We start from the raw sequence: 22,489 nt of genomic DNA, 5'->3' as shown, positions 1-22,489 counted from the left end.
CGGCGGGGATCGCACGCGCCGCTCGGACCGTCAACCTGCCGCTCGCCCGGGGACGGCCCGCGTCGCCGCTCGCGCCTCCCGCCGGGCGAGCGCCGGGCGCCCGCCCGCCCGTCCCCGCAGGGCCCGCCGCCGGGCGGGGCGCCTCATGCGCGCCCCGAACCCTTCGCCCCGCGCTCGCGCGCGCAGCGCACGCCCGGGAGCGGGACCGCTCCCCGCGGCGTCCCTATACTCCGGCCATGATCCGCGAGCCTGCCGTGGCCGGCCGGTTCTATCCCGGAGATCCCACCGTGCTCGCCGGCGAGGTGGACCGATTCCTCGCCGCGCCGGGCGAGCGGCTCCGGGCCCGCGGCGTGGTCGTCCCTCACGCCGGGTACGTCTACTCCGGCGCCGTCGCCGGCGCGGTCTACGCGCGCGTCGAGATCCCCGCGCGCGTGCTCGTGCTCGGCCCGAACCACACCGGCATCGGCGCGGCGGCCGCGCTCTGGCCGGCGAGCGGCACCTGGCGCACGCCCCTCGGCCAGGTCCCGGTCGACGCCGAGCTCACCGCCGCGCTCTCGGCCTCGCCGCTCGTCACCGCCGACACGCGCGCGCACCGGCTCGAGCATTCGCTGGAGGTGCAGGTGCCGTTCCTGGAGCGGGCGCGGCCGGGCGTCTCCATCGCGGCGCTCTGCCTCACGCACCTCCCCTACGCGGACTGCGTCGAGATCGGCCGGACCGTCGCGCAGGCCGCGTCCGCCGCGGGCGCGCTGGTGGTCGCCTCGAGCGACATGAGCCACTACCTCCCCGCGCCGGTCGCGCGCCAGAAGGATCACCGCGCCATCGAGCGGATCCTCGCGCTCGATCCCCGCGGGCTCTACGAGGTGGTCCACGCGGAGGACATCTCGATGTGCGGGATCGTCCCGGCCACCGTGATGCTCGTCGCCGCGCGGCTCATGGGCGCCACGCGCGCCGAGCTCGTCCGCTACGCCCACTCGGGCGAGGTGAGCGGGGACGAGGACCAGGTAGTAGGCTACGCGGGGATCGCGATCGCGTGACCAAGCGACGGGAACGGACGACGCTCTTCATCCGGTTGCTGGATCACGCCGGGATCCGCGGCGCAAGGAGGTTCGGGAGCTCGAGCGCCGGCGATAGTGCAACGCCACGATGCCCGATTCGAGCCGTGTCGCGGCCACGAACTCCAGGCGCAACGACGGCTGCAGGCCGGAAAACAAGTACGGACCGTGCCCGGCCACCACGGGGTGGACCACGAAGCGATATTCGTCGACGAGGTCCAGGCGCTGGAGCGCGGCCGAAAGTGTGGGGCTACCCACGAGCAGTCCGCGCGGCGTGGCCTTCTTCAACGCCTTCACCGCCCGGGTCAGGTCCCCTTCGACGCGATGCGTGTTGCTCCACGGGAAGTCGCGGCGCGTCGTCGAGACCACGTACTTGGGCTTGGCTTCGAGCTTCTTCGCCCAGTCCCGGTCCGCCGGTGTCGCCTTCGGGTCTCGCGCCACCTGGGGCCAGGCGTCCTCCATCAGCTCGTAGGTCCGACGCCCGAAGAGCATCGCTCCCGCCGCGTCCATCACGCGCGTCCAGTAGCGGAGCATCTCGTCGTCGGCGACCCCTTCGCGGTGGTCGCAACACCCGTCCAGCGTCACGTTGAGCGCGAAGGTCAAGAGGCCCATGGCGCTGAGTCCCGATGTACGAGAGGGTCCGTGCTCCACCAGATCAGCCGGGCGCCGCGCTATCGCTGCCGGCGCCGCCACGCGAGCGCCGCGAGGGCGAGCGCGGCCGACAGGATCCCCGCCCCTCCGCCCGCCGAGGCGCAGCCGCCGCCGCCGCCGCCGCTCGACCCGCACGTCACGGGCGCCTTCCCCGTGGGGTAGATGGCGCACAGCCCCGCCAGATCGTCGGGGTGGAGGACGCGCTTGTCGAAGTCCGCCAGGCTCGCCGACGGGAACATGACGAAGTCCCGGAACGGGCTGTTCTGGCCGCAGTCGCCATCGCCGAGCTCGCATGGGTGGGCGAGGCCGATGAAGTGGCCGACCTCGTGGGTGACGTTCGACTGCAGATCGATGTAGGAGCAGCTGTCCTGCCCGTAGGTGCCGCAGGGGCTGGGGTAGGTACCACAGGTGAAGTACCAGCCCTCGGGCGGCTGCGTGGACCCCAGAGACTGACCGTCGCGCAGGCCGGTCCAGTCGGCGAGCTCGATGTCGGCGTCGCGGATCTGGCCGCTCCGTGGATCGTGCGTCACGGTGGTGATGGCGATCGTCGCCCGGTCCAGCGGGGAGGGGTCCTCGAAGCAGTTGCGCAGGTTCGCGCAGGTCTCCTCGATCGCGGAGGGGCTCGTGAAGGGATCGACGTCCCAGCACGGATCCGTGTCGCTGAACTCGTTCGAGCACCAGCCGTCGCGGAACACCACCAGGTTCTGGTTCGTGGCCCCGCTCCGCTGATCGAAGCCGACGATCGACGACGCGCTGAGGCCACGGTCCTCGAGCACCAGATCGGTGCAGGACTGCGCGGCGCCGGTCCAGGTGCGGAACGACGCGCGCGCCGCCTCGATGGCCACCGTCTCGGCGCCGCTCGGCGCCGCGCAGCTCGCCGAGCTCGCGCTTCGGTTCGCGTTGATCCAGAAGGGGACGGTCCGCTGGGGCCAGTAGAAGCACGCGCCCTGCGAGCTCTTGGTGCGCTCGTAGGCCTGCGCGGCGAAGGCGACGAGCACCGCCGCGACGGCGGCGGCGACCCGGGACGTGCGCCCGCTCATCGCGCGTTCCTCACACGCCGTTCGAGCTCGGCGACCGGCATCGGACCCACCGCACGCTCCCCCGCTGCGAGGGCGCGGCGCTCGATGCGCGCGTCGCCCGTGCCCGGTGTGGCCATCCCATCCCGGACGCGGTACTTCCCGAGCGCGAGCCCGTTCACGCGCCAGCGCTGCCCGCGTCGCGCGGCGAACACCACCACCTCCTCGCCCCGCTCGAAGGTCGGCGCCGCGTCCACGGTCTGCGCCAGCTCGCCCACCGTCCCCCCGGGGACGAGGAGCACGAGCTGCTCGCCCGGCTGCCCCTTCCAGGCGCTCGTCACGCGCACGGTGACCTCGGTGAGGATCCGCGAGCCTGCCCAGCGAGCGCGGGTAACCTCGACCACGCCGCGCACGACCGCGTGCGAGGTCCGCGCGGCGTCCTCGACGCTCGTCTCGAGGAAGGTGGCGGGGCTCGCGGGGCGGGGCGCGCCGGCGAGCAGGGAGGCGAGGAGGAGCAGGGCGGCGCGTGTCGGCACGCGCGCGATTCTACCCATGCTAGGTTCCGCCCGCCATGGACAAGCCCCGCGTTCGCTTCGCTCCTTCTCCCACCGGCTACCTGCACATCGGGGGGGCGCGCACCGCGCTCTTCAACTGGCTGTGGGCGCGTCGCAACGGCGGCACGTTCGTCTTGCGGATCGAGGACACGGACCGCGAGCGCTCCACCCAGGCGGCGGTGGACGCGATCTTCGATGGGCTGCGCTGGCTCGGCCTCGACTGGGACGAGGGACCCGACGTCGGCGGTCCACACGGGCCGTACTTCCAGACGCAGCGGCTCGAGATCTACAAGACCCACGCGGAGAAGCTCATCCGCGAGGGCAAGGCGTACGCCTGCTATTGCACGAAGGACGTCCTCGACGCGCAGCGGAAGCAGGCCGAGGCGGAGAAGCGCCAGTTCCGCTATCCCGGCACCTGCCGGGAGCTCCCCTACGACCCGTCCCGGCCGCACGTCATCCGCTTCCGGGTGCCGCAGACCGGCTCCAAGACGTTCGTCGATCTCGTGAAGGGACCGATCGAGACGCCCTACGAGGTGCTGCAGGACGAGGTGATCCTCCGCGGCGACGGCGTCCCGCTCTACAACTTCGGCGCGGTCGTCGACGACGTGACGATGGCGATCAACCTCGTCGCCCGCGGCGACGACCACGTGAACAACACCGCCCGTCAGATCCTCATGTACGAGGCGCTCGGGTATCCCGCCCCCCGCTTCGCGCACCTGCCGATGATCCTGGGGGCGGACAAGACGCGCCTCTCGAAGCGCCACGGCGCGACCAGCGTCACGGCCTATCGCGACATGGGCTACCTGCCCGAGGCGGTGGTGAACTACCTCGTGCGCCTCGGCTGGTCGCACGGCGACCAGGAGCTCTTCACCCGCGACGAGCTCGTCCGCTTCTTCGACTTCAAGGACGTGGGGGCGACCGCGGGCGTGTTCAACCAGGACAAGATGGCCTGGGTGAACCACGAGTGGCTGAAGAAGCTCTCCGACGAGGAGCTCGCGCGGCGGGCGCTGCCCTACTTCCAGGCCGCGGGGCTCCCCGCCGCGGACGACGCCAAGCTGCGCCACGTGTGCGCCGTGGCCCGCGAGCGCGCCCGCACCTTCGGCGAGTACGTGCAGCAGTTCCGCTACTTCTACGCCCCCGTCCAGCTCGACCCCAAGGCGAAGGACAAGTTCCTCACCCAGGACACGAGGCCCATCCTCGAGGCCATCCGGGCCGGGATCGCGGCGCTGGAGGCGCTCGAGACGGCCGCGCTCGAGAAGCTCTTCCACGACGAGGCGGCGAAGCGCGGGCTAGGCCTCGGCAAGGTCGCGCAGCCGGTGCGGGTGGCGCTCACCGGCGGCACGGCCTCCCCCGGCATGTACGACGTCCTCCAGATCCTCGGGAAGGACGAGGCGCTGCGGCGGCTCGACGACGCGCTCCGGATCATCGGGTAGCGGGGGGCTGCGGCGACGGCGTCGCGCGGTTCCCGAAGCCTGGAGCCTGGAGCTCAGGGCGCACCGGCATCACCAGGTTGCGGGGCGTTTCGCGCTGGGATACCACCATCGGCCACGATGAGCGACGCACCGCGCCCCCAGAACTTCCTCGCCGAGATCGTCGAGGCGGACCTCCGCGCCGGCAGGAACGGCGGCCGGGTCGTCACGCGCTTCCCGCCCGAGCCGAACGGCTTCCTCCACATCGGCCACGCGAAGTCGATCCTCCTCAACTTCGGCCTCGCCCGGGCCTACGGCGGCCGCACCCACCTGCGCTTCGACGACACGAACCCGGTCACCGAGGAGACCGAGTACGTCGAGGCCATCCAGGCGGACGTGCGCTGGCTCGGGTGCGAGTGGGGCGAGCACCTCTACTACGCGTCGGGCTTCTTCGAGCGGATGTACGAGTGCGCCGAGCGGCTGGTCCGAGACGGCAAGGCGTACGTCGACACCCAGACGCAGGACGAGATCCGCGAGCAGCGCGGCAGCTTCGAGCGGCCGGGCGTGAACAGCCCGTTCCGTGACCGTCCCCCGGCGGAGAGCCTCGACCTGCTCCGGCGCATGCGCGGGGGTGAGCTCCCGGACGGCGCGGCGGTGCTGCGGGCCCGGATCGACATGGCACACCCGAACGTGCTCCTGCGCGATCCGCTGCTCTACCGGATCCGGCACGCGAGCCACCACCGCACGGGCGACACCTGGTGCATCTACCCGATGTACGACTTCGCCCATCCGCTGGAGGACGCGTTCGAGGGCGTGACGCACTCCATCTGCACGCTCGAGTTCGAGTCGAACCGCGAGCTGTACGACTGGGTGCTCGACAACCTCGGCCCGTGGGATCCGCGGCCGCGGCAGTACGAGTTCGCGCGGCTCGCGCTCGGCTACACGGTGCTATCGAAGCGGAAGCTCCTCCAGCTCGTGAACGAGCGGCGCGTGGCGGGCTGGGACGACCCGCGCATGCCCACCATCGCCGGGATGCGCCGGCGGGGGGTGACGCCCGAGGCGCTCCGCGACTTCGCCGAGCTCATCGGCGTCGCGAAGAACAACAGCGTCGTCGACATCGGCAAGCTCGAGTTCGCCATCCGCGCCGACCTCGAGGGACGGACGCCGCGCGCGCTCGCGGTGCTGAACCCGCTGCCGCTCGTCGTCGAGAGCTGGCCGGCGGACCGGACCGAGGAGCTGGACGTCCCGTGGTGGCCCGCCGAGCCGCAGCGCGGCGGGAGCCGCAAGGTGCCGTTCGGCCGCGAGCTCCTCATCGAGCGGGACGACTTCTCCGAGGCGCCGCCGAAGGACTGGAAGCGGCTCGCCCCCGGCCGCGAGGTGCGCCTCGCGGGCGGCTACGTGGTCCGCTGCGAGGGCGTGGTGCGCGACGCGTCGGGCGCGATCGCCGCGGTCCGCTGCACGCACGATCCCGCCTCGCGCGGCGAGGGCGAGCGGCGCAAGGTGGCGGGGACGATCCACTGGGTCCACGCGACGCGCTCGGCGCCCGCGGAGGTCCGGCTGTACGACCGGCTCTTCGGCGCCGAGCAGCCCGACGCGGAGCCGGACTTCCTCGCGGCCCTCAACCCTCGCTCGCTGGCGGTGACGGCCGGCGCGCGCGTGGAGCCTGCCCTCGCCGCGGCCGCCTCCGGCACCCGCTGGCAGTTCCTGCGGCAGGGCTACTTCTTCGTGGACCCGGTGGACTCGCGCCCGGGGGCGCCCGTGTTCAACCGGACCATCACGCTCAAGGACACCTGGGCGGCGCGCTCCGCCGCGGCGAAGCCGGTGGAGCGACGCACCCGCCGCGAGCCCGCTCCCGGCGCGCGGGGCGACGGTGGTCCGACGACGGCGGAGCAGGGAGCCGCTGCGCGGAGGAGCCGGGCGGACCTGCGGGCCGAGGCGCGCGCCGCGAACCCGGAGCTCGCGGCGCGCCACGCGCGCTACACGGGGCCGCTCGCGCTCCCGGAGGAGGAGGCCGACCTCCTCTCCGGCGACCCCTCGCTCGCGACGTGGTTCGACGCCGCGCTCGCGGTCCACCCGAGCGCCCGCTCGGTGGCGCGCTGGCTGCTGAACGACCTCCTCGGCGCCGCGCGGGATCGCGCGCTCGAATCGCTCCCGCTCGGGCCGGGCGCCTTCGGCCGGCTCGTGGCGCTCGTCGACGCCGGCCGCCTCACGCCCGCGGCGGGCAAGGCGCTCCTCGCCGAGCTCGTGGAGAAGGGCGGAGAGCCCGAGGCGCGCATGAAGGCGCTCGGGCTCGAGAAGGTGGAGGACCGCGGCGCGGTCGAGGCCGCCGTCGCGCGGGCGCTCGAGGCGCGCCGGGCCGAGGCCGACCGTTACCGCGCCGGAGAGAAGAAGCTGTTCGGCGTGCTGGTCGGCGCGGCGATGCGCGAGACCGGCGGCGCGGCGGACGCGGCGCTGGTGCGGCAGGTCCTGGAGGAGAAGCTGCGATAGCCCGGCTGGCCGGGCATGCCGCGTCCCCGATCCGCACCCAACTGGAACGGGCCGCGCGGGAGGGCGCGAGCCATCCTCGCCACATCCCGCACCGCGAGGAGGACGTCCATGTCCGCGAAGAAGATCCTCATGCTCGTCGGCGACTTCGTCGAGGACTACGAGGCGATGGTGCCGTACCAGATCCTGACGATGGTCGGCCACACGGTCCACACGGTCTGCCCCGGCAAGAAGGCGGGCGACACGGTGAAGACCGCGGTGCACGACTTCGTGGGCGACCAGACCTACGTCGAGCTGCCCGGCCACCGCTTCGCGGTCACCGCCACGTTCGAGGAGATCCGCCCGGGCGACTACGACGCGCTCGTCGTCCCCGGCGGGCGCGCGCCGGAGTACCTGCGGCTCGACCCGCGCGTGATCGAGCTCGTCCAGACCTTCGCGCGCGACGACAAGCCCATCGCGGCCATCTGCCATGGCCCGCAGATCCTGGCCGCCGCGGGGATCCTGAAGGGCAAGGCGTGCATCGCCTACCCCGCCGTCGGCCCGGAGTGCGCCGCGGCCGGCGCGCGCTTCGGCGAGGTGAACGCCACGGCGTCGAACGCGCTCACCGACGGTAAGCTCGTCACGGCGCCGGCGTGGCCGGCGCACCCGGAGTGGATGCGCCAGTTCTTGAAGGTGCTCGGGTCGCGGATCGAGGCGTGATCCTCGCGGGCCAGGGCCGGGATTCGAAGCTCGCCGCGGCCGTGGGACAGGATCTGAAGGGCAGGATCTCGCCCGTCCTGTACGCCCTCGCCATCCCGCTGGCCTTCGTGCGCGAGTGGGTGGCGGACGCCATCTACGTGGCGGTCGCGCTCATGTGGCTCGTCCCCGACCGGCGCATCGAGTCGACGGTCACGGACTGACGGGCGACCCCACGCTCCGCGCGCCGACGTCGGCCGAAGAAACAAAAAACCCCCGCAACTGGACAAGGTTGCGGGGGCTACGAATGGTGACCCGTACGGGACTTGAACCCATGCTCTCGGCGTGAGAGGCCGATGTCCTAACCGCTAGACTAACGGGCCATCAACGGCGGCTTATGTATCTGCGAGCGGTTCGGCAGTCAACGCTCGCGGTGCTTCTTTTTGATGCTGGCTGGGGGACTAGGATTCGAACCTAGATAGCCAGATCCAGAGACTGGCGTCCTGCCGTTAGACGATCCCCCAGAAACCTATTTTCCCTTCACGAGCACGAAGACGCGGGTCTCGCCCCTCAGCTCGTAGACGTTCAGCCCTTCCCACTGCCCCGGCTTCGCCTCCGGGTTCTCGATGTGCACGGCCTTCACGGCGGGCTGGTCCGCGATCGGCCGTCTCCTGAACTTCCCCGGCGAGTAGACCGTCCGGAAGAACTTCAGCGTGTCGTCGTAGCTCTTCGAGACCCGGTACCGGTTCTCTCCGACCTTTACCGCCTCGTCGGGGAGGACCGCTCCGGCGACCCGCTCGGCCAGCGCGACACCCGGCAGCGTCAGGAGAACCGCTGCGAGCGCGGCCTTATAGCGAGGCGGGAGGGGCACAGTCAAGCGGCACGTGTACCGGCCCTGGGCGCGTGCGTCAACCGCCGAGATCGGCGTGGCCGCCTGCGAGCGCCTCACCGCCAGACCCCCACCAGCCGCCCCTTGTGACCGGCCTCGCGCAGCTTCAGCTCGCCGCGCTTCCACGCCGCCCCCGCCGTGGGCCCGACCCAGAACCCCTTGGGATCGCTCCGCCGCCAGTTCTTGCGGAAGAGGTCGTGGATCTCCTGGAAGAGCGACTTCAGGGCGAGCGGCTTGCCGATGCGGGTGTTCGCGTCGTCGGTGACGTCGAGCTCCGCCCAGAGCCGACCCGCCACGAGCTCGCCCTCCTCGTTGCGGACGGAGCGCTCGTAATGGAACACCGGCGACGGGATCTCCTCGATCTCGAGCATGCCCCTGTCCTTCCCCCGCTTCACCGGGTGGACGATCACGGGCCCGAGCCGCTCCAGGGCGAGGTAGTAGGCAGGCAGCTCCAGCGCGTCCACGAGCTCGGGGGCGACGCGGGGGGCCTCCCACCCGGGCGGAACGAGCTCCGGGTAGACGGTGAGCTCGCGGCGCTCGAGGTGGCGGAAGAGCGCCCGCTCGTCATCGGGGAGCATGAAGTAGTGGAGGGTGGCGGCCATGGAGCGCACCCCTTCTACCGCACGCGGGCGACGAGCGTCTCGTAGCTCTTCGCGATCCGGGTCGCGAGGATGAGGAGCTCCCCCACCCCCGCCGCGTCCAGGACCCCGCCGCGGCCGTCGTCGGCGTAGAAGACGTTCACCACCCTCCCGAGCGCCAGGATCGGCACGAGGAAGGCGTTTCCGGGCACGCCGCCGCCGAGCCGCTTGAGGAGCCGGATGTTCGCCTCGGTCTTGGGGATCGGGCCGAGGAAGTGGGCCCGGGTCCGCACCACGGTGTCCACGATGCCGGGCGCGCCGAGCGGGAGGCGGAGGCGGCGCACCTGGTCGGCGCCGACCCCCTCCCCGAGCCCCGCCCAGCCCTGCGCGACGTCCCGATTCACGGTGAGGAGCACGGCGCGCCGGAAGTGGGAGCGGGCGTACCGCAGCACGGTGCGGGCGATGGCGCCGCGATCGGTCACGCCCTCGAGCGCGCGGAGCGCGTCCTCGAACCGGAGCGGGGTCGGCTCGGGCTCCTCGCGCGGCGCGGCGGGCGCGACGAGGCGGGCGGGCGGCGCGTGGCCGGGGACGCGCGCGAGGGACGCGAGCAGGTCGGCGGCGAGGGGCACCTCGTCGTCCGGGCACAGGAGGTCCGTGAGCTCGATGATGTCGTCCGGCGGCTCGTCCCGCGCCGCTCCCCCGGCGGGCTCGGCGGCGGCCGGAGCCGGACCGCGCGCCGCGGTCCCGCCGGCGAGCGGAGGGCGACCGGCCTGGTCCGGCCCACTCCCCATCGCCCGTCCCCGGGGCGGCTGGAGCTCGAACGCGCCCCTCCGCGCGTAGAGCGCCTCGAAGTCCCCCTCGCCGAGGAGGTCCGGGGCGGCGCCGGGCGGAGGGGGGGCGGCGCGCGGCGCGACCGCGGGTGCCCCCCCGTCCTTCAGCGACCCGAACTCCACGTCGATGCCGCGGAGCTGCCGCGCGACGCCGTAGGCTCGCCTGAGGAGCGTCCAGAGGCGCGCCTCCGGCACGACGATGGGGTGCACCTGCTTGCCGGTGGCGAAGGCGACCTCGTCGAGCATGCGGAGGTTCGAGGGATCGCAGGCGAGGATCGCGAGGCGGCGATCCGCGACGAGGTAGGGCACGACGTCGTGGCGGTCGGCGACCTCTGCGCGCAGGAGCGAGAGGGCCTTCGGCTCGAGCGGGAGCTCGCCGCAGAGCGCGGGCAGCCGGTGGCGCCGGCCCAGCGCCGCGGCGAGCGCGTCCTCGGCGATCGCGCCCATCTCCAGGAGGTTCGTCCCCAGCCGTCCGCCGAAGATGACCTGGTTGCGGAGCGCGCCGCGGATCGCGTCCGGATCGCACGTCCCCTCCTGCACGAGCAGCTCGCCGAGGCGTGGCACGGGCAGATGATACCGCCATCAAGCCCTGCCAGGCCGCGTGAGCTTGCCTGGATCCAGGATCCGCCGGGCCTCCCGCTCCGTCAGGCCGCCGCGGGACACGGCCACCTCCACGATGGAGCGGCCGGTCCGCACCGACTCCTTCACGATCTCGGCGGCGGCGGCGTACCCGAGCCGCGGCGCGAGCGCGGTCGCGAGGCTCACCGTGCGCTCCGCGTAGTGACGGGCCCGCGCCTCGTCGGCCTCGAGCCCGCGCGCGCAGCGGAGGTCGAACGCGCGCACGGCGTTCGCGAGGATCTCGAGCGCGTGGCAGAGGTCCCACGCGACGAGCGGCATCATGACGTTCAGCTCGAGCTGCCCGCCGCTCGCGGCCCAGGCGATCCCCGCGTCCATCGCGACCACCTGGTAGGACACCATGGCGAGCATCTCGGCCATCGACGGGTTCACCTTGCCGGGCATGATGGACGAGCCAGGCTGCACCGCCGGGAGCCTCAGCTCGCCGAGGCCGGTGTTCGGGCCGCTGCCCAGGAGCCGGACGTCGCCCCCGATGCGGAGCAGCTCGAGCGCGGCGGTGCGGAGCGCGCCGGAGAGCGCCACGACCGGAGCGAGCGACTGCATCGCGTAGAACAGGTTCGGCGACGGGGTGAGCGGGACGCCGGTCAGCGCCTCGAGCTCCGCGACCACGAGCCTCGCGTAGCGCGGATGGGCGTTCAGCCCCGTGCCGACGGCGGTGCCGCCGAGGCCGAGGACCGAGAGCTCCGGCAGCGCGTCCCGGATCCGCCCTCCGGCGGCGCGGAGGGCGGCGGCCCAGCCGGAGACCTCCTGCCCGAGCCGGATCGGCGTCGCGTCCATGAGGTGCGTGCGCCCGGACTTCACGACGCCCTCCCACGCGCGCGCCTTCTCCTCGAGCGTACCGGCGAGCGTGCCGAGCGCGTCGATGGTGGCGGGCGCGAGCTCGAGCGCGGCGAGCCGGATGGCGGTGGGGACGACGTCGTTCGTGGACTGCGCCATGTTGACGTCGTCGTTCGCGGAGACGAGCGGCTGCCCGCGCCGCCCGCCCAGGAGCTCCGTCGCGCGGCTCGCGAGGACCTCGTTCACGTTCATGTTGTGCGAGGTGCCCGCGCCGGCCTGGTAGACGTCCACCACGAAGTGCTCGCGGTGCTCGCCCCGGAGGACCTCGCGCGCGGCCGCCTCGATGGCCCGCGCCTTCGCGCGGGGCAGGAGCCCCAGCCTGGCGTTCACGCGCGCCGCCGCGAGCTTCACGCGCACGGTGCCGTCGACGAACGCCGGGTGGGCGCGGAGGCCGGAGATGGGGAAGTTCTCGACGGCGCGGGCCGTCTGCGCGCCGTAGAGCGCGTCGGCGGGCACCGTCATCTCGCCCATGGTGTCCTTCTCCACGCGCGTCCGCGGATTCGCGGGCGCCGCGCGCCGCGCGCCGCGACGGCGCCGGGAACGATCGTTTGCCATGCAGTGAATCTTCCCGGCTCGCCGCGGTCTGCGCAATTCGCCGTCGCGCGGTGCGGGCGCTCGACCGGCGGCGGGGCGAGCGGGCGCCGCCGCGCGGCTTGCGCACGCACGTCCTGCGCGTAAATTCACGAGGCGTACGCTGCCGCGCGACACCTTGCCCCGTCCGCCCGCCCGTGCCGCGGCCCGCCGGGTAGCTCCGCATGCGTCTCGCCCCGCCGCGGGGCCTGCCTTCTCTCCCGGTTGTGGTGCACCGTGCCCTGAACGCGGGCAACTTCGCCGCGGGCACGTGTGTGCGCTCGGTCCAGAGCGATCTTCCGCGGCACGTGACCCTCGGTGCACGAAGGAGGACGGACGATGACTTGGCGTGTCCGAGGGGCGGCGTGGAGCATCGCCGTGGCGATCATGATGGCGCTCGCCGCCGGCTGCGGCGACGACGACGACGACGGCGGCGGTGGTGGCGGCGGCGGAGGAGGAGGAGGAGGCGGAGCCCTGGGCGACAACGCCGCCATCCAGACCGGCGCGCTCAAGGTGGACATCCAGGGGGTCGACATCCCCGAGGGCGGAGGCGCCCCCACGGTCACGTTCAAGGTGACGGACGGCACGACCGCCGTGACCACCCTCGTGCAGGAGATCAAGAACGGCGCCGCGACGCCCCAGACCTTCCCGTGGACGAGCGTGCCGCGGATCACGCTCTCGAAGCTCGACGCCGAGGCGGGCGACTACACCTCGTACTACACGCGCCCGCAGACTGGCCGCCAGTGGCAGCGCGAGGGCGAGGGGGTGAACGAACCGGTCCAGGCCAGCGCGGATCAGGCGACGTTCGATCAGGCGCCCACGGACGCGACGCTCGATCAACGGCTGACGCACCAGGGGGACGGCGTCTACCGCTACACGCTCGCGGCCCTCCCGGCGGGCGCACAGGTCGACCGCGCCGCGACGCACACGGCCGGCATCTGGCTGACGCGCCACACTGCGGCGGGTGAGGCGGCGACCTCGTCGTCGACCGACACGGTGAACTTCATCCCCGCCGGTGGGACGGCCGCGAAGGACGAGGTCGTGAGCCTGCAGGCCTGCAACCGGTGCCACGCGCCCGCGGTCAACGCCCACGACGAGCGGCTCGGGGTGACGGTCTGCCAGACCTGCCACTCGCCGCAGTCCACCGATCCGGACACCGGCAACACCGTGGACTTCAAGGTGATGGTCCACAAGATCCACATGGGCGGCGACCTCCCGTCCGCGCAGGGGGCCGGCGCGCCGTACACCATCGTCGGCTTCCGCCAGGCGACGAGCACCGATCCGGCGGCGGGCGTGCACGTCTACGACGCCGGCTTCATCAACGACGTGCGCGACTGCGCGCTCTGCCACCAGGGCGAGGACGCGGCGCGCTGGAACACGCGGCCGTCCGCGGCGGCGTGCACCTCCTGCCACGACAACGTCCGCTTCGCCCAGGCCGGGCTGCCCGACTGCGGCACGGCGACGGCGGCGCCGCCCGCGCTGTGCAACCACATCCTCAGCCAGCCTGCGACCGCCAACTGCGCCGGGTGCCACACCGCGGCGGACATCCAGCAGCGGCACGTGCCGCTCTCCGAGCAGGCGAAGGCGTTCCGCTACGACATCATGAACGTCACCGTGGGTGACGATCGAGTCCCGGTGGTGCGGTTCGCGGTGCGCAAGCCCGACAACTCCGCGTACGCGCTCGAGACCGACGCCGCCTACACCACGCAGGGCGCGTCGCTCAACGCGATGTTCGGGTGGCCGACGACGGACTACACGAACCAGGGCTCCGGCGCGACGTCTCCGGGGCAGCCGCTGCGGGTCCCCATCGTCGCGACGCCCACGGGAGGCACGGCGCCCGCCGTGACCAGCAACGTCACGCCGGTGGCAGGCCAGCCGGGCGTGTACGACCTGCGCGCGACGGCGGCGATCCCGGCGGACGTCACGAGCGCGTCGGTCCACCTCGAGGGTCACCCGATCCTGAACGGCGAGGAGATGCCGGTCGAGAACGCCATCCGGAACTTCGGCGTCGGCGGCGGCGCGGCGGCGGACCGCCGGCAGGTGGTCGACGTCCAGAAGTGCGACGCCTGCCACGGCTACCTCTCCGCGCACGGGGCCAACCGCAACAACGTCATCCAGGTCTGCGCGGTGTGCCACAACCCGCGGGCCACCGACGCCGGGCGGCGCGGGACGGGCAGCCCGGGCGCGGGCACGCCCGCGGAGTCGATCGACTTCAAGCGGATGATCCACGAGATCCACGCGGCCGGGATCCGCGGCGAGGAGGTCACCATCTACGGCTTCGGGAACACCCCGCACACGTTCCCCGGTGAGATCCCGAACACGACCGCGAACTGCGCCATCTGCCACGTGGCGAACACCTGGAACCTGCCGCTCAACGCCGCGGTCTTCGACACGACGCTGTTCGGCGCGGACACGGAGGTCCCGGCCACGATCGCGGTCTGCACCGCCTGCCACGACCAGACCCGGTTCGAGGGGACGGGGCTGCCGGCGTGCAACACCCTCGCCGAGCTGAACAGCGAGGAGTGCCTCCACTCCGGCGGGGCGCAGCCGACCGACGCGGGCTGCGCGGTGTGCCACGGCCCAGGGACGGCGTTCGACCTCAACCAGGCGCACCCGATCCAGCAGTAGCCGATCGGTGGAGCCCTCGGGGGCGGGAGTGCCCGACCGGATCCTCCGGTCGGGCACTCGTTTCTTACGGGCAGCCGGCTCGGGCGGAGGTCGCCGTCCGCTCGCCTCGTCCCAAACCTGTTCTCGCCGGGAGGGAGACGATGACGCCTTCGAGGAGATGGCCGTGGATGCTGGCGGCGGTGGTCGCGACGGGGATCGCCTGCGGCGACGACGACGAAGGTGACGCCGGCGGCGCCGGAGAGATCCACCACACCTTCAGCGAGGTCCACCCGATCCTCGTCCAGAGGTGCAACGCGTGCCACGTGCCCGAGGGGCTCGCCGACAGCTTGCCCTTCGCGCAGAGCGACAAGGCCGCGGCCCACGCCGTCATCCAGTCGCAGAACCTCGCGACGCCGGCGAACGAGTCGGCCCCGCTCTACCAGGCGGCGTCCGGGCTGCTCTCGGGGCACCCGGCGCTCCCGGTCGCCGTGACCGGTGCGGAGCGCGTGGTGATCCTGAGCTGGATCGAGGCGGGCGCGCCGAACAACTAGCGCCCGCGGGGGCTCAACGGCACGTGAGCCGCGCGGCGAGCCTCCGCAGCGCGAGCTCGGTCTTGCCGTCCTCGATCTCGCCGGACTCGCACGCCGCGACGGCGGCGCCCAGCTCGCGCCAGGTCAGCAGCGCGCCCTCCTCGAGCGGGGAGCCGTCACCCTCGTGCGGCGCCTCGTAGCTCCCCTCCCCGTCCGGCCTCGCCACCTCGCCGGCGAGGAGGTGGATCTTCTCCGAGACGATGCCGGGGAGCGGGAAGAACGGTCCGCCGAGCAGCTCGAGCGCCTCCGGCGCGAGCTCGATGCCCGCCTCCTCCCGAGCCTCCTCGGCGCCGCGCCTGCGCAGCGCGTCGAGACCCCGCTCGCCCGGCTCGAGCACGCCCGCCACGATCTCCTCCACGAGCAGGTACTCGGGCTCGGGGAGCACCGCGGGCTTTCCGCGGCGGAAGTAGGCCGCCGGCCGGAGCCCCCTGCGGGTGAGGACCTCGATCCCGCGACGCGTGCGCGCCCAGAGGACGACCGCCACGGCATCCAGCGTCGGCCGGTCGATGACGTCGATCGGGTAGACGGGTGAGGCGGAGCCGTCCGCGCGCCGGTTCCGTGCCCGGTAGCGCTTGAGGCGCAGGAAGCCCTCGTCGCAGCGGGCGCGGTCCGTGTAGTCCTCCACGACCTCGATGGCGTCGACCTTCGGCATCCCGGAAGCCTGCGCCCGATCCGGGCGCGCGCAAGCGGAACCCGCTCGCCCGCTCGCCCTCCCCCCTCCCGGGCGCCTCCCCGGCTCTCTTTTGCCTGCAAGGGGGTCGTGGACCGCACTGGTCGACAAGAGCACGTTTCCGACAGTGAGGACCGGATGAAGGAGTCGCACGTCATCGCCGAGCTGTCGCGCCTGATGGAGCTCGAGATCGACGCCCTCCAGGCCTACGACGTGGCGATCGCCTGGGTCGGGGGAGCGGGGACGACGATCGGCGGCGAGCTCGCGCGCTTCAAGGTCGAGCACCAGCGCCACGCCCTCGCGCTCCACGAGGCGCTCCACGCGCTCGGCGGACGCGCCCCGGACGTCGAGCCCGACGTGCAGGGCGTGGTCATCGGGGCCCTCACGCCTCCGCTGCGCCGCCTGAACGCCCAGGAGCTCCTCGAGGCGATGCGCTGGAACGAGCAGCTCACGACGGCGGTCTACCGCAAGGTGCTCGGGACGCCCCTCCCTGCGGACGTGCGTGCCCTCGTCGAGCGGGCGGGCGACGACGAGCAGCGGCACCTCGCGTGGCTCGAGGAGGCGCTCGCCCGCGCGATCTGGCTCGACACCTCCTCCGTCGCCGCGCTCCCCTAGGCCGCGGTCCGCGCGCGCTCCCGCGAGGCGCCGGTGCGGGCGCCGCGCCGCGTCACCACCTTGTGCCCGGGAGGCAGCGAAAGAGATGAACGTGCACGAGATCGCGGAGGAGCTGACGAACCTGGTGCAGCTCGACGTCGACGCCGTCGTCGCCTACGACCGGGCCATCGAGGCGATCGGCGACGGCTGGATCGCGACGGAGCTCGCCCGGTTCAGGCTCGACCACCAGCGCCACATCCTCGAGCTCTCGAAGGCGCTGCTCGACATGAACGTGCGGCCGCCGGGGGCGAAGCCGGACATGAAGGGCACGATCCTGGGCAGCGTCACGGGGCTGCGCGCCCGCCTCGGGACCGAGCAGGCGCTCCGCGCGATGAAGCCCAACGAGGAGCTCACCACCTCCACGTACGCGCGCGCCCTGGCGAAGCCCTTCCCCGAGGAGCTCCTCGAGCTCGTCCGTCGCAACTACGCCGACGAGCAGCGGCACCTCGCCTGGCTCGAGCGTGCGCTCGACCAGCGGCTTTGGGAGCGGGAGCAGGCGGGCGCGGCGCACTGAGCGCCGCGGCGCACGATACCGGGCCTGCGACGGGCGTCCTCGCTCATCGCGCCTGCGGCGTACGGATGCAGTACGCCTCGGCGCTCTTCGCTGCGGGTGCCCGTCTCGGCTCCGGTCTCCTGCGCCTCGCGATGCCAACTGTTCAGCGGAGCGGCGCGCCGTGCTCGCGGCGCGCCGCTCCGATTTTCGTGGCGAAAGGGTGGGTGCCTAGGCGACGACCCGGAGGCCCTTGTACCCCTCCAGCTCGTCGAACTGGAGGTAGCGGTACACCTGCCCGGCCTTCGGCGCGATCTTCTCGTTGTACGCGGCGAAGTACTCCGCCGGCGTGGGCAGCCGGCCGAGGTTCGCCGACACCGCGCCGAGCTCGGCGGAGCCGAGGAACACCTTGGCGCCGTTGCCGATGCGGTCGTCGAAGTTGCGGGTCGAGGTCGAGAAGACCGTCACGCCGTCCGGCACGCGCGCCTGGTTGCCCATGCAGAGCGAGCACCCGGCGATCTCGATGCGGGCGCCGACCGCGCTGTAGGTCGAGTAGTACGCCTCGTCCTTCAGCTGCTGCTGGTCCATCCGCGTGGGCGGGCAGATCCAGGTGCGCACGCCGGGGTTGAACTTCTGGCCCTTCCAGATCTCGCCGGCCGCGCGGAAGTGGCCGATGTTCGTCATGCACGAGCCGAGGAACACGTCGTCGATCTTGGTGTTCGCGACGTCGGACAGCTTCTTCACGTCGTCGGGGTCGTTCGGGCAGGCGAGGATCGGCTCGGCGATCTGCGCGAGGTCGATCTCGATGACCGCGGCGTACTCGGCGTTCGCGTCGGCGGAGAGCAGCTCGGGCTTCGCGAGCCACGCCTCGACGGCGGCGATGCGGCCCTTCAGCGTCTCGCGGTCGCCGTAGCCGTCCTCGATCATCTTCGTCATGAGCGCCACGTTCGAGCGCAGGTAGTCGGCGACGCTCTTCTCGGAGAGCTTCACCGCCGCCGCCGCCGCGCTCCGCTCCGCCGCGGCGTCGGTCAGCTCGAACGCCTGCTCGACGGTGAGGTCGGGCAGCCCCTCCATCTCGAGGATCCGGCCGTTGAAGACGTTCTTCTTGTTCTTCTTCGGCACCGTCAGCAGGCCCTGCTGGATGGCCCAGTACGGGATGGCGTTGACGACGTCACGCAGCGTGATGCCGGGGTTGAGCTTGCCCTTGAAGCGGACGAGCACCGACTCCGGCATGTCGAGCGGCATGAACCCCATCGCGCCGGCGAACGCCACGAGGCCCGAGCCCGCCGGGAAGGAGATGCCGAGGGGGAAGCGCGTGTGCGAGTCGCCGCCCGTGCCGACCGTGTCCGGGAGGAGCAGCCGGTTCAGCCACGAGTGGATGACGCCGTCGCCCGGGCGGAGCGGCACGCCGCCGCGCTCCTGGACGAACTGCGGCAGGGTGCGGTGCATCTTCACGTCGGCCGGCTTCGGGTACGCCGCCGTGTGGCAGAACGACTGCATGAACATCGGCGACTGGAACCGCAGGCAGGCGAGCTCCTTCAGCTCGTCCGCGGTCATGGGGCCGGTGGTGTCCTGCGAGCCGACGGTGGTCATCTTCGGCTCGTAGTAGCCGCCCGGGAGCGCGCCCGGGATGCCGCAGGCCTTTCCGACCATCTTCTGGGCGAGCGAGTAGCCCTGGCCGGCCTTCGGCTGCGGGTTCGTCACCTTCGCGAAGAGGTCGGTGGCCGGGAGCCCCAGCGCCTGCCGCGCCTTCTCCGTGACGGAGCGGCCGATGGTGAGCGGGATGCGGCCGCCGGCGCGGAACTCGTCCGCGAGGGTGTTCGGGGCGAGCTTGAACGTCGAGAGCACCTCCCCGGCCTCGCTGCGGATCTCGCCCTTCACGGAGTCGACCACCACGACGTCGCCGGTCTTCAGCTTCGTCACGTCCGCGCGGATCGGGAGCGCGCCCGAGTCCTGCGCGGTGGCGAAGAAGATGGGCGCGATGACGCCTCCGATGATGACGCCGCCCCGCTTCTTGTTGGGGACGAACGGGATGTCGTCGCCGATGTGCCACTGCACGCTGTTGCAGGCGGACTTGCGCGAGGAGCCGGTGCCGACCACGTCGCCCACGAAGGCGACCTGGAAGCCCTGCGCGCGGAAGTCGGCGATGGTCTGCAGGCCGCCCTTGAAGCGGGTCTTGCCCATGGCGAGCGCGTGGAGCGGGATGTCCGGGCGGGTGGACGCGTCGCCCGCGGGCGAGAAGTCGTCGGTGTTGATCTCGCCGTCGACCTTGAAGACCTTCACCTTCACCTGCGCGGGGACGCCGGGGCGGCTCGTGAACCACTCCGCCTTCGCCCACGACTCCACGACCTTCTTCGCGGCGGCGTTCGTCTTCGCGAGCGCGACGACCTCGTCGAAGGCGCCGTAGACGTAGGTCATGCCGGACAGCGCCTTGGCGGCGTCGTCGGCGAGGGTGGCGTCGGAGAGCGCCGCGACGAGCGGCGGGACGTTGTAGCCGCCCATCATCGTGCCGAGGAGCTGCACCGCCTCCTTCTTCGAGATGAGCGGCGACTTCTTCGTCCCCTTCACGAGCTCGGCGAGGAACGCGGCCTTCACCTCGGCGGCCGGGTCGACGCCGGGGGAGACGCGGTCGCGCAGCAGCCCCAGGAGGAACGCCTCCTGCCCCTTGGGCGGGCTCTCGAGCAGCTTCACGAGCTCGCGCGTCTGCTCGGGGTCGAGGGGCTTCGGCGGGATCCCCTGCGCCTTCCGCTCCGCCTCGTGCTTCAGGTACGCCTCGATCACGGTGGCTCCTCGCTCCCGACGGAACGTGGCGCGCGCCAAACGGCGGCGAGCCGACGGCGGGCGCAGGTCGGGAAAGCTCGGGCCGTATAGCACGGCAGGTCGGCGGGCGTCACCCCGCGATCGCGCCGAAAACCTCGGGAGAACGCGTCGTTACGGGACTCCGGAGGTCCACTTTCGCGCGGGCGGGCGGCGTCCCGCTGCGCGGCCCCGAGTCGCGCGCCGGCTCCGGCGGGCCCGCCCCCGCCGCCGCTACGAGGCGTCGGAGCGGTAGTCGTAGCGGTAGTAGCGCCCTCCGCGCCCGTACCGCCCGCCGCGCGTTCCCTGGACCTCGTTGAGGATCGCGCCCTGGAGCTTCACCCCGGCTTGCGCCAGGTGCTTCGCGGCCTGCGCGATCTCCGCGATGGAGTGCGCCCCCGCCCGCAGGACGAGGAGGTTCACGCTGGCGAGCCGCGCCACGAGCGCGGGGTCGGTCACGGCGAGCACGGGCGGCGTGTCGACGAGCACGAGATCGTAGCGCTCCGACACCGACGCGAGGAGCTGCTGGAAGCGGTGGCTCGCCAGGAGCTCCGCCGGGTTGGGGGGGATGCGGCCGGTCGAGAGGACGTCCAGGCGCTCGATCCCCGTACGGCGAAGGGCCTGCTCGAGCGGGACCGTGCCGCTCACCGCGTCGGAGAGGCCGGGGGTCCGCTCGAGGGAGAAGTAGCGGTGCAGGCGGCCGCGGCGAAGGTCGCCGTCGACGAGCAGCACGCGGCGCCCCGCGGCGGCGAGGAGGTGGGCGAGGTTGACCGAGACGAACGACTTGCCGACCGCCGGGGCCGGCGCGCCGAGCGCGATGACGTTGTTGCGCGCCTCCACGAGGGCGAACTGGAGCGCCGTGCGGAGGCTGCGCAGCCCCTCGACGGCGAGATCGTCCGGGGCCGCCTCCGCGAGGGCGGTGCGGAACGCGCCCGGCACGCGGCGCGCCTCGCGATCCAGGCGCCCCTCGGTGTCGCTGTGCGGGACCATGACGAACACGGGCAGCCCGGTGCGGGCCTCGATCTCGTCGGGGTCGTCGGCGCCCTCCGTGAGCGCCCTGCGCGCGAGCGCGGCGGCGACGCCGGCGCCGAGGCCCAGCAGGAGCGCCAGCGACAGCACCAGCAGGGGGCGGGGGCGCGCCGGGCTGCGAGGGATCTCCGCCGGATCGAGCACGGTCACGTTGCCCACGACGCCCGACCTCGCGACCTTGAGCTCCTGCGCCTTGTTGAGCACGAGCACGTAGAGCTCCGACGCGACCGTCACGTCGCGCGCGAGGCGTGCGGACTCGAGCTCGCGCTTGGGCAGCCCGCGCATCTGCTCCTCGAGGCCGGCGCGCTCCGCCTTCACCTTCGCGATCTTCTCCTGCGCCGCGACCACGGCCGGATGGCTCGACGTGAAGCGCTGCCGCAGATCGGTCGCCTGCATCTGCAGCTCCTGCAGCGCGGTCTCGATCCGGATGGACTGCTCGAGCATCCCCTGCGCCTCGTGAGACAGGTCGAGGGTCCGCTTGTCGCGCTGATACTCGTTCATCGCGAGCTCGGCCTTGTCGACGTTCTCCTTCAGGTGCGGGAGCTGGGACTCGAGGAATCCGAGCATCTGCGCGGCCTCGGCGGACTTCCGCTCGACGTTCCGGCGCAGGTACGCCTGGGCGATGGCGTTCAAGGTCGCCGCGGCGCGCTCCGGGCTCGTGTCCTGGAAACGCGCCACGAGGACGCCGGACTTGCGTGTGGTCTCGTACGCCCGGAGCACCTCGCGGACGGCCGTCACCACCCCGCCTCGCTCGCTTCGCACGACCACGAACTCGGTGCCCGGCCGCGCGACGAGCTCGTCGACGTCGATCTCGACGGCCGCGCCGTCGCCGCCCACCCGCTGCCCCACCCTCCCCTCGAGCAGCTGGCCCCCCTCCCTCTCGGCGAGCCGGTACCGCCCCCCCTCGAGCGCCGTGAGCACGAGCGGCTGGTCGAGCAGGCGATCGGGGACCCGCAGCTCCGCCAGGCGTATGCGCTCGCCACCCCAGGCGTACTTTCCGAGGCCGAACCGCGCAGGCGCCGGGCCGTCGCCCTTCCAGCGGCGCGCGATCGCGCGGCCGATCAGGGGCGCCCGGCGGGGCTCTGCGCGGAGGTCGAGCCGGAGCCCATCGACGACGGAGCCGATGAGCGTTCGCGAGCGAATGATCTCGATCTCGGTCTCCGCGGGCGAGGTCGTGTGGCCGATGATCTCCGAGAGGTCCTCGAGCCCGTGCAGCGTCGGGCTGGTCTCCTCGATCTGGAGGAGCGCCGCCGTCTCGTACAGCGGGACCGCGTGAAGCACGTACGCGAAGCCGAGCGCGAGCGCCGCGAGCGCGAACCCGCCGACCAGCCAGCGCGCGGCGAAGAGCGCCCGCACGAGATCCGCGAACGTGAGCTCCTCCGTCGCCGGGCGGCGGGACTCCTCCTTGAGGGTTCCCGCCGCGAAGTTCACCTCGACGACCGCGTCGTCTGCCTGCCGATCTCGTCGCATCG

Annotated in this window: 19 protein-coding genes and 2 tRNA genes; 9 read left to right on the top strand and 12 right to left on the bottom strand. The window is 72.8% G+C overall.

Annotated elements, in window-relative coordinates:
* The first annotated feature begins 236 nt into the window (after positions 1–236).
* Complete coding sequence (gene amrB, locus ANAE109_RS06455) at positions 237–1,034, top strand: AmmeMemoRadiSam system protein B (protein WP_011985582.1); 798 nt, start codon at positions 237–239, stop codon at positions 1,032–1,034.
* 27 nt (positions 1,035–1,061) lie between these two features.
* Here amrB and ANAE109_RS06450 read toward each other — a convergent pair whose 3' ends face one another.
* From ANAE109_RS06450 to ANAE109_RS06440, 3 genes are read right to left on the bottom strand one after another with little or no spacing between them, the layout of a single operon-like run.
* Positions 1,062–1,664: a dihydrofolate reductase family protein gene (locus ANAE109_RS06450; protein WP_011985581.1), complete on the bottom strand. Its 603-nt coding sequence runs from the start codon at positions 1,662–1,664 to the stop codon at positions 1,062–1,064.
* Positions 1,665–1,723: 59 nt separating this feature from the next.
* Entirely contained in the window at positions 1,724–2,743 is a 1,020-nt protein-coding gene (locus tag ANAE109_RS06445; protein WP_011985580.1) for an MYXO-CTERM sorting domain-containing protein, read from the bottom strand.
* Entirely contained in the window at positions 2,740–3,255 is a 516-nt protein-coding gene (locus ANAE109_RS06440; protein WP_234945255.1) for a hypothetical protein, read from the bottom strand. Before ANAE109_RS06440 ends, ANAE109_RS06445 begins: the two co-directional genes overlap by 4 nt.
* A 35-nt stretch (positions 3,256–3,290) precedes the next feature.
* Here ANAE109_RS06440 and gltX point away from each other — a divergent pair, with 35 nt between their 5' ends.
* The 4 genes from gltX to ANAE109_RS06420 all read left to right on the top strand — a co-directional run bounded on the left by gltX (position 3,291) and on the right by ANAE109_RS06420 (position 8,065).
* Positions 3,291–4,706, top strand: a complete 1,416-nt coding sequence (gene gltX, locus ANAE109_RS06435) for a glutamate--tRNA ligase (protein ID WP_011985578.1) — start codon at positions 3,291–3,293, stop codon at positions 4,704–4,706.
* Between the two features lie 117 nt (positions 4,707–4,823).
* Positions 4,824–7,169, top strand: coding sequence for a glutamine--tRNA ligase/YqeY domain fusion protein (locus ANAE109_RS06430; RefSeq protein WP_011985577.1), 2,346 nt, complete (start codon positions 4,824–4,826; stop codon positions 7,167–7,169).
* Between the two features lie 108 nt (positions 7,170–7,277).
* On the top strand, positions 7,278–7,865 hold the full coding sequence (locus ANAE109_RS06425) for a DJ-1/PfpI family protein (protein ID WP_011985576.1): 588 nt from the start codon (positions 7,278–7,280) through the stop codon (positions 7,863–7,865).
* The gene (locus tag ANAE109_RS06420) at positions 7,862–8,065 is read left to right on the top strand and encodes a hypothetical protein (protein ID WP_049768533.1); all 204 of its coding nucleotides are present in this window, start codon (positions 7,862–7,864) and stop codon (positions 8,063–8,065) included. The genes ANAE109_RS06425 and ANAE109_RS06420 overlap by 4 nt, the downstream gene beginning before the upstream one ends.
* Before the next feature lie 84 nt (positions 8,066–8,149).
* Here ANAE109_RS06420 and ANAE109_RS06415 read toward each other — a convergent pair.
* The 6 genes from ANAE109_RS06415 to ANAE109_RS06390 form a co-directional block, all read right to left on the bottom strand.
* Positions 8,150–8,224, bottom strand: a tRNA-Glu gene (locus ANAE109_RS06415).
* 67 nt (positions 8,225–8,291) lie between these two features.
* Positions 8,292–8,365: transfer RNA gene (locus ANAE109_RS06410), tRNA-Gln, on the bottom strand.
* Between the two features lie 5 nt (positions 8,366–8,370).
* Positions 8,371–8,712, bottom strand: coding sequence for a hypothetical protein (locus ANAE109_RS06405; protein ID WP_234945324.1), 342 nt, complete (start codon positions 8,710–8,712; stop codon positions 8,371–8,373).
* 74 nt (positions 8,713–8,786) lie between these two features.
* Positions 8,787–9,332 carry a hypothetical protein gene (locus tag ANAE109_RS06400; RefSeq protein WP_011985574.1) on the bottom strand — a complete coding sequence of 182 codons (546 nt, stop codon included), beginning with the start codon at positions 9,330–9,332 and terminating at the stop codon, positions 8,787–8,789.
* 14 nt (positions 9,333–9,346) lie between these two features.
* Complete coding sequence (locus tag ANAE109_RS06395) at positions 9,347–10,702, bottom strand: general secretion pathway protein GspE (protein WP_011985573.1); 1,356 nt, start codon at positions 10,700–10,702, stop codon at positions 9,347–9,349.
* Positions 10,703–10,720: 18 nt separating this feature from the next.
* Positions 10,721–12,166, bottom strand: coding sequence for an aspartate ammonia-lyase (locus tag ANAE109_RS06390; RefSeq protein ID WP_011985572.1), 1,446 nt, complete (start codon positions 12,164–12,166; stop codon positions 10,721–10,723).
* A 354-nt stretch (positions 12,167–12,520) separates the two neighbouring features.
* Between ANAE109_RS06390 and ANAE109_RS06385 the strand changes: the two genes are divergently transcribed.
* Together ANAE109_RS06385 and ANAE109_RS06380 are read left to right on the top strand one after the other, a co-directional pair.
* Complete coding sequence (locus ANAE109_RS06385) at positions 12,521–14,809, top strand: OmcA/MtrC family decaheme c-type cytochrome (RefSeq protein ID WP_011985571.1); 2,289 nt, start codon at positions 12,521–12,523, stop codon at positions 14,807–14,809.
* A 140-nt stretch (positions 14,810–14,949) separates the two neighbouring features.
* Positions 14,950–15,339 (top strand): hypothetical protein, encoded by a 390-nt coding sequence (locus ANAE109_RS06380; RefSeq protein WP_011985570.1) that lies wholly within the window; start codon positions 14,950–14,952, stop codon positions 15,337–15,339.
* A gap of 13 nt (positions 15,340–15,352) precedes the next feature.
* Here the strand turns inward: ANAE109_RS06380 and ANAE109_RS06375 are convergent, their stop codons facing one another.
* Entirely contained in the window at positions 15,353–16,030 is a 678-nt protein-coding gene (locus tag ANAE109_RS06375; protein WP_011985569.1) for an NUDIX hydrolase, read from the bottom strand.
* A gap of 156 nt (positions 16,031–16,186) precedes the next feature.
* On the opposite strand from ANAE109_RS06375, the gene ANAE109_RS06370 reads away from it, so the two are divergent.
* Positions 16,187–16,663, top strand: a complete 477-nt coding sequence (locus tag ANAE109_RS06370; RefSeq protein WP_011985568.1) for a ferritin-like domain-containing protein — start codon at positions 16,187–16,189, stop codon at positions 16,661–16,663.
* Positions 16,664–16,748: 85 nt separating this feature from the next.
* Positions 16,749–17,216, top strand: a complete 468-nt coding sequence (locus tag ANAE109_RS06365; RefSeq protein WP_011985567.1) for a ferritin-like domain-containing protein — start codon at positions 16,749–16,751, stop codon at positions 17,214–17,216.
* A gap of 207 nt (positions 17,217–17,423) precedes the next feature.
* Here ANAE109_RS06365 and acnB read toward each other — a convergent pair whose 3' ends face one another.
* Together acnB and ANAE109_RS06355 are read right to left on the bottom strand one after the other, a co-directional pair.
* Positions 17,424–19,973, bottom strand: a complete 2,550-nt coding sequence (gene acnB / locus ANAE109_RS06360) for a bifunctional aconitate hydratase 2/2-methylisocitrate dehydratase (protein ID WP_011985566.1) — start codon at positions 19,971–19,973, stop codon at positions 17,424–17,426.
* 249 nt (positions 19,974–20,222) lie between these two features.
* On the bottom strand, positions 20,223–22,487 hold the full coding sequence (locus tag ANAE109_RS06355; protein WP_011985565.1) for a polysaccharide biosynthesis tyrosine autokinase: 2,265 nt from the start codon (positions 22,485–22,487) through the stop codon (positions 20,223–20,225).
* Positions 22,488–22,489 lie beyond the last annotated feature (2 nt).

It is taken from the genome of Anaeromyxobacter sp. Fw109-5, assembly GCF_000017505.1.
In the GTDB taxonomy this organism is placed as follows: Bacteria; Myxococcota; Myxococcia; order Myxococcales; family Anaeromyxobacteraceae; genus Anaeromyxobacter.
This window is presented reverse-complemented; position numbering and strand designations above follow the sequence as displayed.